Genomic DNA, 8885 nt, shown 5'->3' on the forward strand with positions numbered 1-8885 from the left:
GGCGACGCCGAAGCGCAGCCAGGCGGGCGGGTGGGCGAGGTCGAGGAATCCGGCGGTGGCGACGTTCGCGCCGAGCGAGGCCACCAGGGCGACCAGGAACCAGCACCACGTCAGCCGGGACGGTCCGTCGGTGCGAAGTCGGCGCCATGCGGCGACCAGCAGCAGATCCACGCTGATCGGGTAGGCCCAGGCTTTCCATCCGGTCTGTCCGGCCGCCGCGGCAAGGTCGTGCAGGTGGGCGAAAGACAGGGCCCCGGCAATCACGGCTTGGATCAGAACGGCGTCCGGTCGGATCTTGGAGTTCATCGGTCTTCACCTCCTTCGAGGGGTGGGGCCGGGGCGCGGCGGGGATCGGAGTCCGGCCGCCGGGCCCCGGCGGGTTCAGTCGGTGGCTTCGCCGGAGCCGAGGCAGGTCAGGCACATTCCGGTCTGGGCGCCGACGGTGCGGCGTTTGCGTCCGACGCGGACGGTGACGGAGACCTCTCCGGAGCCCTTGCAGACAGGGCATTTGGCCGGCGCCGGTGCGGCGGTCTGGGGCTTTCGTGTGGTCACGGCCGTCACCAGTCCTCGTCGCCGGGGCGGATTCGCGGGTAGGTGTGTCCGGCCGGCGGATAGGTGCCGCGGGCGTGATGTGTTCGCTCGGATTCCAGAGCGCTCGCCAGGACCGCCACGAACTCATCAAGCGCGGGGTAGTAGTGCAGGTAGTTGCGCAGGTTCTCGAACAGGAACCCGAACCGGTTCATGTCGTCGCGCTCGACCGGGGTGGAGGGTTCGCGCCACGGCTCGATGGCCATCAGGAGTCCTTCCGGTTTTCGGCATGGAGGGGGTAGGGAGCTGGCGCGAGGCGGTCACGCCGACCGGGTGGAGCGGGAAAGGATCAGGCAGCTTCGGCGAGTGGTTCGACCGCCGCCGGGACCTCAGCCGGCTCGGACTCGAAGCGGGGCCGGAAGCGGGCCAACTCGGCGATGTCCGGGGTGAGACCGGCGTGCTTGTTGCAGGCGTTGACCGCTTCACGCATGGTCGTGTGCGGGGTGCGGATGCGAGCCCACTCGCCGTTGGAGTAGCCGACCACGGCCATGCCGGGGCGGTCGTTGCGGATCTGCGTCGCGGCGAACACCGCATGCGGGGAGATGTCGCCGAACGCCATCCGGGAGGACGATTCGTCGTTGACCCGGTGCGCGGTCCGGCCGGTCAACTGGGCGCGCAGCATGGTGATGCCGTCGCCGAGTTCGGAGCCGAAGCGCTGCCCGTAGATGTCGACGAAGATGCCGGCGGCGCGACCGAGTTGGGCGAGCCGGACCAGGGCGACGATGATCCGAGTACGGCGCTTCTCATCCGCCCGCGAGGTGGTCAGGGCGAGTTCCGCGATCTCGTCGATGGTCAGCACGATCGGGACCGGGCGCAGGTGTTCGGGAAGGTCCCAGATGTCGGCGGCGATCTCCTCATCCGGGGTGTCCGCGCTCAGCCGCTGTTCACGGCGAATGACCAGATAGATCGCGTCCATCCGCGCCACGAGCGCTTCCAGGAGTTCCGCGGCATCGTCGGGGTTGTCGGCCAGCGCCGAGAACCGGCGAGCTAGCGGGGACAGCTCGACACCCTGTTTGCAGTCGATACCGACCAGCGCCACCCGCAGTGCAGCGAGTTCCTTGATCAGACGGCGCTGATAGACGGACTTCCCGGAGCCGGACGCACCGATGGTGACCGAGTGCGGCACCGCCCGGTAGTCGCGGAAGTACACCGAGCCGTCCTCCACCAGGGCGACCGGCACCCGCAGCCCACCACGCTCGACCTTGATGGGCATCTGCACCCGACGCAGCACGTCATAGCCGGTCATGATGATCTCGACAACCCCCGGCTTGACCTCGCGGGAAGTGACCTGGTGGACACCGAAGGCGTGCCGCAGCCGGTCCACCGCAGAGGAGTAGTCGAAGGCGTCCTGCCCCGGCTGCATCCGGATCCGAAGCCGCAGACCGGTCCGGGTCGGCTTGATCCACCTCAGACGAGGAACGCGCTGCCGCGGGATCTCCCGGTTGAAGACCTTCGCGAGCCAGAGCCGGAAGCGGGAGGCCGGCACCGTCAGGTCACAGGCATCCATCACGGACGCGTACTGAAAGCGGACCTTCAGGGTGAGGTAGACGACGCCGAAGCTCAGCCAGAACCAGGCCGGGCGGCGCCACCGAAGCAGCAGCGCCAGCCCGACAACGACCGCGAGAACGCTGATCGTTAACCAGCCCATGATCAGGCCGCCTTCAGGTTCTTCGAGCCGCCGGCGTCCACGGCCGTCGCAGCCACGGCGCGGAAGCTGATGCCGTGCCGCTTCTGACCGTTGAACTCGTTCTCCCACGGCCGTGCGATCAGCCCGGTCAGCGCGACCGGCGTACCCATCGCCAGCTCACCGGAGATGGACGACTCGCCCACGGTGACCTTCACGACCTCGGCGTTGCCGTCCTTCACGAACAGCACGTCGACCGTCATCAGGAACTCACCCGTACGCGTGTCCGCGGCACGTTCCTGAGTCTTCTGGTTCGCGTACTTCGGCTGCGGAGGCGTCGCCACCATCAGCATCGCGCCGGCGGTGTCCACGGGAATCTGCTGCATCGTCAGTTCTCCTGACCTTGCTCGGAGTTGAACCGCCGTTTGGCGGTGAGATCAGGAAACTCCCGATAGGGGTGGACGCAGCACCGACCCTATGGACCTTTGGGGACGTCTTCACTATCGTCGAAAACGTCCCAGCGTCCCAACACGCCTACATGTAGGGCGAGTTAGAGGGAGCGGCACCATGGCGAACGACCGTCTACGCTCAGCGATCTCGGCAAAAGGCGAGACCATCCAGACGCTTGCCGATCACGTCGGAATCGACCCCAAGAGCGTCGAGCGCTGGATCTCCAAGGAGCGCACTCCACACAGGACGCACCGCTGGAAGGCGTCGCAGTTCCTCGGCGCCGACGAGGTCTACCTGTGGCCCGCGGTCGAGAAGCAAGCGGACACGGCCAGCACATCTGAGCTGATCACTTACTACCCGCACCGCGGGGCGGTCCCGGCGAACCTGTGGGAATCCCTCATCGAGAACGCAACGAGCCACGTCGAGATCCTTGTGTACGCAGGGCTCTTCCTCTTCGACGGACATCCCGACCTGCCTAACCAATTGGCTGACAAGGCCGCAGCAGGGACGGAGGTTCGCATCCTTCTTGGAGACCCGGATGCGCCAATGATCAAGCAGCGAGGCGAGGAGGAAGGGATCGGAGACGGCTTGGCAGCCCGGGCCCGCATCACCCGGCAGTACCTCGAACCGACAATGAACGTCCCCGGAGTAGAGGTTCGGCTTCACGAGACGATCCTGTACAACTCGATCTACAGGTTCGATGACGACGTGCTGGTGAACCCTCACGTCCTCGGCGCACCCGCCGGACAGAACCCGGTCATGCACTTCAGGTATCTGCCTGGCGCGCGGACGTTCCGGCACTACATGAAGAGCTTTGACTACGCCTGGGAGCGGGGCCGGCCCGCATAGAGCCTTCAGCCGATCCGACGTGCGACGCTGGAGGCATGGCCCGCATCGACTACGTGAATGATCCGAATGCCCCGAAGGCAAACAGCATCGTCCCCTCGGTGGTCGCCGTCGCCGTCAACGAGGCCGGAGAAGTGCTGCTGATCCACAAGACCGACAACGATCTGTGGGCGCTCCCCGGCGGCGGGGTCGAAGTCGGCGAGTCGGTAGCCGATGCCGTCGTACGCGAGACCAAGGAAGAGACCGGGTTCGACGTCGAGGTGACGGGGCTGGTCGGCATCTACAGCAACCCCGGTCACGTCATGGCGTACGACGATGGCGAGGTACGCCAACAGTTCTCGATCTGCTTCACGGCCCGCATCACAGGCGGCGAACTCCGAACGAGCAGCGAGAGCAAGGAAGTCGCGTTCATCGCACCAGAGGGGCTGAGCGATCTGAGCATCCACCCCTCCATGCGGATGCGCATCGAACACGGCTTGGCCAAACGGCCGACGCCCTACATCGGTTGATCAGTCACCAAGGCGGGCACGAGTGCGCTCGACAGCGGCCCCCAGGTACGGCCGAGCCTTGCTGATCGCGGTGTGGACTTCACTGCCCGGCTCGTACCTGACAAGGATCTCGTCGATGCGTCGGTCGAAGTCGAAGGACTGCCCAGCAGGGCCGGTCGTCATGTCGGCGTAGATCAGCGCGTCCAGGAGTGAAGAATCCTCCCGCTCGTAAGCAGCCAACTCGGTCGACAGACCTCGCTGCTCTGCCTCGTACACGGCGCCGGAGTGGTGAGCTACAAGGCGAACGAGTCGGTCAGGAGCACCGAGGGATGCGAGGTACCGAGCACCGTCGAGCGGGTGAAAGCCTGTGTCGCGCAGCTCAGGGGCGTACCCGATGTCATGCAACCAGGCGGAGGCGATGAGGAGATCACGTTCATCCTCAGAGACCGCAGCCGATGCCTCTCTCGCGCGCGCAGCGACAGCCTGAGTGTGCAACCAGCGGTTTCCGAGCGGGGGCAACAGGGACTCAGCCAGTTCGGCCGCACCTTGGGGCGTGTCCAGTGCAAGAGGCATGATTCGCTACCGTAGCCGAGTTGGCCAGTCGGCGAACAGCCCGGGATCAGTCCCTCCGGATCATGGTGCGGACAGAGTTTCCCTACTTCATCAAGGCTCGCTCCGCTCGCGGCCGCCGATCAGCCGGCGGACGCCAACCACCCCTGCCATGGGGCGTTTTCCCTGGTGACGGGGGTGAGCCCGCCGGCTTCCGCCGCCGCGATCCGACCTAGAAGGGGAAGAACACAACAGCACCCACAGGACCACAAGGCATACGCAGCAAGAGCATCCCCACCCAAGAACAACCCCATTGGGCCCGAGCCGTCCCGCAAGGGGATCAATCCGAAGGACCGAGGGCCCCCAAAGGGGCGGGGCGCCGGCCGGCCGCCGCCCCGCTGCTAAATGTCTGCGCCGCCGCTGCGGGTCGCCGTCCGTCCATCGCCAGCCACGGGGGCCAAGGACCCAGCAACGGGCCATGGAGTACAGGGGATTGCCGGACCTCAAGGTCACAGACGCGTTGTGTTACCGATGAGGCCGGATCGCGGCGGCGGAAGCCGGCGGGCTCACCCACTACCTGGGACGTTGCCCCGTGGCTGGGGCGGTCGGCTCCACGGCTTTAGGCAGCCACTTTGGGGCGAGCCTCGAAGATCATGGCCCAAACGTCGTGCTTTAACGGGCAGGTCCACAGACTGCCCGACTCGCCATCAGCTTAACGGGCCATGATCACTCGCCCCAAAGCAGCTCCAGCCCAAAGCCGCTCCACCGACCTGTTGCCCAAGAAACCCGCTCAGTCACTAGCTTCGGAATTGCATAGTTTGGAAACGCTTGCGCCAGCAAGTGCATCTGCCAACTCCGCCAGTTCTGAAATGTCTTGATTCTGATTAAGTGTATACGTCGAGAGCACGTGCCCTCGAATCACCGACTTGACGTCTCCGACACCCACCTGAATCCCGGCAACCTGCAAATCCTGAAGAATTCGCTCCCCGCGAAGTACAGCAGATTCTACAGATCCCTCAGAGAGCACTTCCGCCCTCTTCCTGCACACAATAATCGAGTCAAGATTCGAGGGCTCTTTTCCACCCTTCGTAACGCTCGTGCTCATCTCACCCTTGATTGGCTGAATCGCCGTTACAGCAAGCCCAGCGCTGGCGATCGCCTCTACGAGGCTTACCCACCCAGATAGCCTCGCCTGGTGATAGGTGAATGCCAGCAGCCCGCCCGGCTTGAGGACTCTCTCGCATTCCTTCCAAACTCGCGAGATCGCATCGCCAAACCTCTTCGGATCAGCGCTTTGGACTTCTTCAGAATTTCTTGTCGTATCCTCAGACGATGGATACCGAAGGAAGGGCTTCATCCCAGAAAGCCACGCATGAAAGAAGTCGGCAAGTTCGGAGTAATGGACATTGTCCATGTATGGCGGATCCGTTACGACAAGATCAACAGAATTAGCAGGAATGTCCGTCCGGGATGAGTCGCCATTTCGAATATAGAGCTGTCGATCCGTAAGCCCCTGTTCTGGCCACGCTTCTACAATCTGCCCGCCGAAGGGGCGCGATAGTCCCGTCACCCTCTGCACTCGATCGTCCACCAACAACTGATCGACTGGGTCGCTTTTATATTCGTGAGCCCTAATAATTCGACTACGGAAAAGCGTGGAGAAGGAGCCGGATGATGCGGGAGTGCCCCATGGGTGCGCCTCCAAGGGCGTCCGCTCGGGCTTCAAGATGTGATGGCTGAACATGTGCCGCACGGCACCGGTTCCCTCGCCCTTGAAGGAGCAGAACATGTTGTTGAACTCAAGCGTGCCCGAGAATAGGGCAACAAGAGCCTCACGCTCGGCCTCACCTACACCGACATCGCGGACTGCAGCACCGAGAAGTCCGAGCGAATAAAGCTGACGGTCGTTAAAGAATTGACGCCATTGCGTGAACCCCCACCTCATAGCTTGGCGGGTATTTTCTCCCAGATCTAGGCCGCCAGATGGCAGCACCAGATTCTTCTCTTTGCTCATCAGTAGAGCAGAGCACTCCGAGTACAAGTCCCTGTCGTGCGAGTCAATACCCTCGTAGCGCTTTTTACCGTCGTGCCCCAGTACCAGTTTTGCGTACATTTCCCGCTCGGGCACCTTGCCATCCAAAGCACTGAGGACTTTGGATGTGTGACCGTTGCTGCAGGTTACCTGGGTACGACTTACTGCGCCAGACCTGCCGAAGGTATGGCCGTTAGCACACTGAGCAGTCTCGAAGTCGTAGCGGCCAGTTTGGATATCCAAGCAGTCTGGGCAAACTAGCTGGGCTTCGGGAACCCTCTTCGGATAAGCGTTCTGCGAAAATACGTGACTTGAGAAGAGGCGAATTTTTACTGCGCACTGCGGACAGTTGGCCAGAGAGACCCAGAAATAGTAGAGAACGGCTTCGCCGCCCTCTGTGCGATGCACCCGGTCGATCTCTTCTCGACAGCTCGACTCGACAGCCTTGAAGGCGGTTCGCAAGGCGGAAATATCCCAACTCTGCACCGCTTGGCGCTGCACCAACGTAGCAACCGAGTTAATATCCGAGCCAACCGCAGAAGCACCCATTTTCGCGGCTTCTACAATCGTTGTACCAGATCCCGCGAAGGGGTCAAAGACAACGATTCCAGGAAGGTTTGTGGCAGAGCTGTACGTGCGCAGAGCATCGTCGTTAGCTTCCGTCACGGCAGCAGCGAGGATTCCACGAAATACGCTGCCGAGACGCTTAGCCCACCACTTGTGAGTACTCGTCGCCGGCCGATGTACTTCTTTGCGCCACGACTCGTTCTCTGCGATTTGACTAAGCTCAACTGCCGGAAACGAATACTCAAGAGCCGAAGAGGACGGCACCTGAGAATATGTTGTTACATCGGAGTTAAAGAGAACCTGATCATCGGCGCTGAGCTTAGTCATCGGTGTCATCCAGTTTGGGCTGTCGAGGAAGTCGCCTCGGCGGTTTCATAGCGACCGGACCAGCCGGATCTTCTTTTGCTCTATACGCTACAAAAGTGCGAATCGACCCAGCAGTCGGGTTTTCTGTCAGTTCCGTGGCCAGCGTATTATCGCTGAAGTCAAAGGTGTACTTGGAGGCGATTCTATCAGCATCGATGCGCACCAAGTTGCCAACCTGCCGAAGTCGCTCAATGCCGTCGATTTCCTCACCCTGCGGAGCGATTAGCGTACAATTCGTAGCCAAACCGTCTGCCAGTGCGTACGGCGTCGGGGCGACGTACATCTTACGGTCGCGAACAAGAATGTCTCCGTAGGAACCAAAATCGCGAAAGCTATCGTTCTTATGCACATATTCGTGATGGGCGTTCAAAAAATCGCCATGACAAACGACCAAGTCTAGAACTGGAAACTGGTCCCCCTCGGGCTTCTTAGGGTACCGGCCAAAAATGTAGTAGACATCTCTCCCGTCATGCACCCCGGTCGCGAGTTGACTATTACAGTCGAAGTCTGCCTGTCGCCCCGGATTCTCAAGTCCCTTCACTTCGTAACCTTCAAGATGATCCGACATGACATAGTCCGGATACCTGTTTCGTTTCGTCTCCTCCGAGGAAAAACCCGTCTCACTGATGCGCGTTCCGACCCAATCTTGGAAGTGAAACTCCTTATCCCTTCTGGTTTTGCGGTGGATCCATTCACCTCGCTGCATTGCGTCAAAGCAGGAGAGAAACACCGACGCCACTGTCACCGCTGTCACGATTCACCCTTTTTGCGAAGTTCTTGCTCCTGTTGATCCGCTGGGAACAGTAGTCGGGCCGTGGACAGTACGTGGACGGATCGAGTCAGATTGGATCGCAGCAAAGCCCTGACCAGGTATGTCAACCTCACAACCAACGGCCTCCGGAGCCGTGTGCGCAGGTTCGAATCCTGCCGGGGGCACCTTGAATTGGGTGCCTGAAGACCCCGCCATCAGCGAGTTCGCTGAGTGCGGGGTCTTCTTGCGTGTGCGGACGGATGCGGCTCTGTGCGGCTTGTCGGCGGTGGAAGGTGCGCCGGGACGCCCACTCCCCCGGCTCCGCGAGGATCCGGGGAAGGAGCAGGAGCTCGTTCTGGAAGCGCCTTACTTTGCGGGCCAGTTGCCCGTGGCCTGCAGGGTCAGGTACTTCGCCGGTGGCGGGTACGTCGGTGCTAGATGCGTCGGTGAGTCGTCGTGGGGGGCGGCCCGGTCCGGGTGCGCGGCGTTCCGCAGGAAGTGCTCCGCGGCCGTCACCGACGCTCGGCTCACAGCGGCGTCGCCGCATGCAGGATCACGATCAGGGTGAACGCCGAGTTCGCCGATGCCATCGCCGAGAGCATCGTGCCGACCAGTGCCGCCCAC

At 62.2% G+C, this 8885-nt stretch carries 10 protein-coding genes and 1 tRNA gene; 3 read left to right on the top strand and 8 right to left on the bottom strand.

All coding sequences use genetic code 11. The features are described 5' to 3' along the window. From M4J07_RS44645 to M4J07_RS44665, 5 genes are all read right to left on the bottom strand, one after another. Positions 1–306, bottom strand: a 306-nt coding sequence (locus M4J07_RS44645; RefSeq protein ID WP_255982490.1) for a DUF2637 domain-containing protein, incomplete at its 3' end; no start/stop codon positions are given. A gap of 75 nt (positions 307–381) precedes the next feature. Further along, entirely contained in the window at positions 382–552 is a 171-nt protein-coding gene (locus M4J07_RS44650; protein ID WP_255982492.1) for a hypothetical protein, read from the bottom strand. Positions 553–557: 5 nt separating this feature from the next. Beyond that, entirely contained in the window at positions 558–794 is a 237-nt protein-coding gene (locus tag M4J07_RS44655) for a hypothetical protein (protein ID WP_255982494.1), read from the bottom strand. A gap of 83 nt (positions 795–877) precedes the next feature. After that, positions 878–2236, bottom strand: a complete 1359-nt coding sequence (locus M4J07_RS44660; RefSeq protein ID WP_255982496.1) for an FtsK/SpoIIIE domain-containing protein — start codon at positions 2234–2236, stop codon at positions 878–880. 2 nt (positions 2237–2238) lie between these two features. Beyond that, complete coding sequence (locus tag M4J07_RS44665) at positions 2239–2598, bottom strand: SCO3933 family regulatory protein (protein WP_255982498.1); 360 nt, start codon at positions 2596–2598, stop codon at positions 2239–2241. Between the two features lie 181 nt (positions 2599–2779). Here M4J07_RS44665 and M4J07_RS44670 point away from each other — a divergent pair, with 181 nt between their 5' ends. Together M4J07_RS44670 and M4J07_RS44675 are read left to right on the top strand one after the other, a co-directional pair. Next, positions 2780–3511, top strand: a complete 732-nt coding sequence (locus M4J07_RS44670) for a helix-turn-helix domain-containing protein (RefSeq protein ID WP_255982500.1) — start codon at positions 2780–2782, stop codon at positions 3509–3511. A gap of 35 nt (positions 3512–3546) precedes the next feature. After that, entirely contained in the window at positions 3547–4017 is a 471-nt protein-coding gene (locus tag M4J07_RS44675; RefSeq protein ID WP_255982502.1) for an NUDIX hydrolase, read from the top strand. Here the strand turns inward: M4J07_RS44675 and M4J07_RS44680 are convergent, their stop codons facing one another. The 3 genes from M4J07_RS44680 to M4J07_RS44690 form a co-directional block, all read right to left on the bottom strand. Further along, positions 4018–4569: an HD domain-containing protein gene (locus M4J07_RS44680; protein ID WP_255982505.1), complete on the bottom strand. Its 552-nt coding sequence runs from the start codon at positions 4567–4569 to the stop codon at positions 4018–4020. 766 nt (positions 4570–5335) lie between these two features. Continuing rightward, entirely contained in the window at positions 5336–7471 is a 2136-nt protein-coding gene (locus M4J07_RS44685; RefSeq protein WP_255982507.1) for a DNA methyltransferase, read from the bottom strand. Then, positions 7464–8264, bottom strand: a complete 801-nt coding sequence (locus M4J07_RS44690) for a hypothetical protein (protein WP_255982509.1) — start codon at positions 8262–8264, stop codon at positions 7464–7466. Before M4J07_RS44690 ends, M4J07_RS44685 begins: the two co-directional genes overlap by 8 nt. Before the next feature lie 25 nt (positions 8265–8289). Between M4J07_RS44690 and M4J07_RS44695 the strand changes: the two genes are divergently transcribed. Beyond that, positions 8290–8446, top strand: a tRNA-Arg gene (locus M4J07_RS44695). Positions 8447–8885: the final 439 nt, after the last annotated feature.

The organism is Streptomyces longispororuber, assembly GCF_024448165.1.
GTDB lineage: Bacteria > Actinomycetota > Actinomycetes > Streptomycetales > Streptomycetaceae > Streptomyces > Streptomyces longispororuber_A.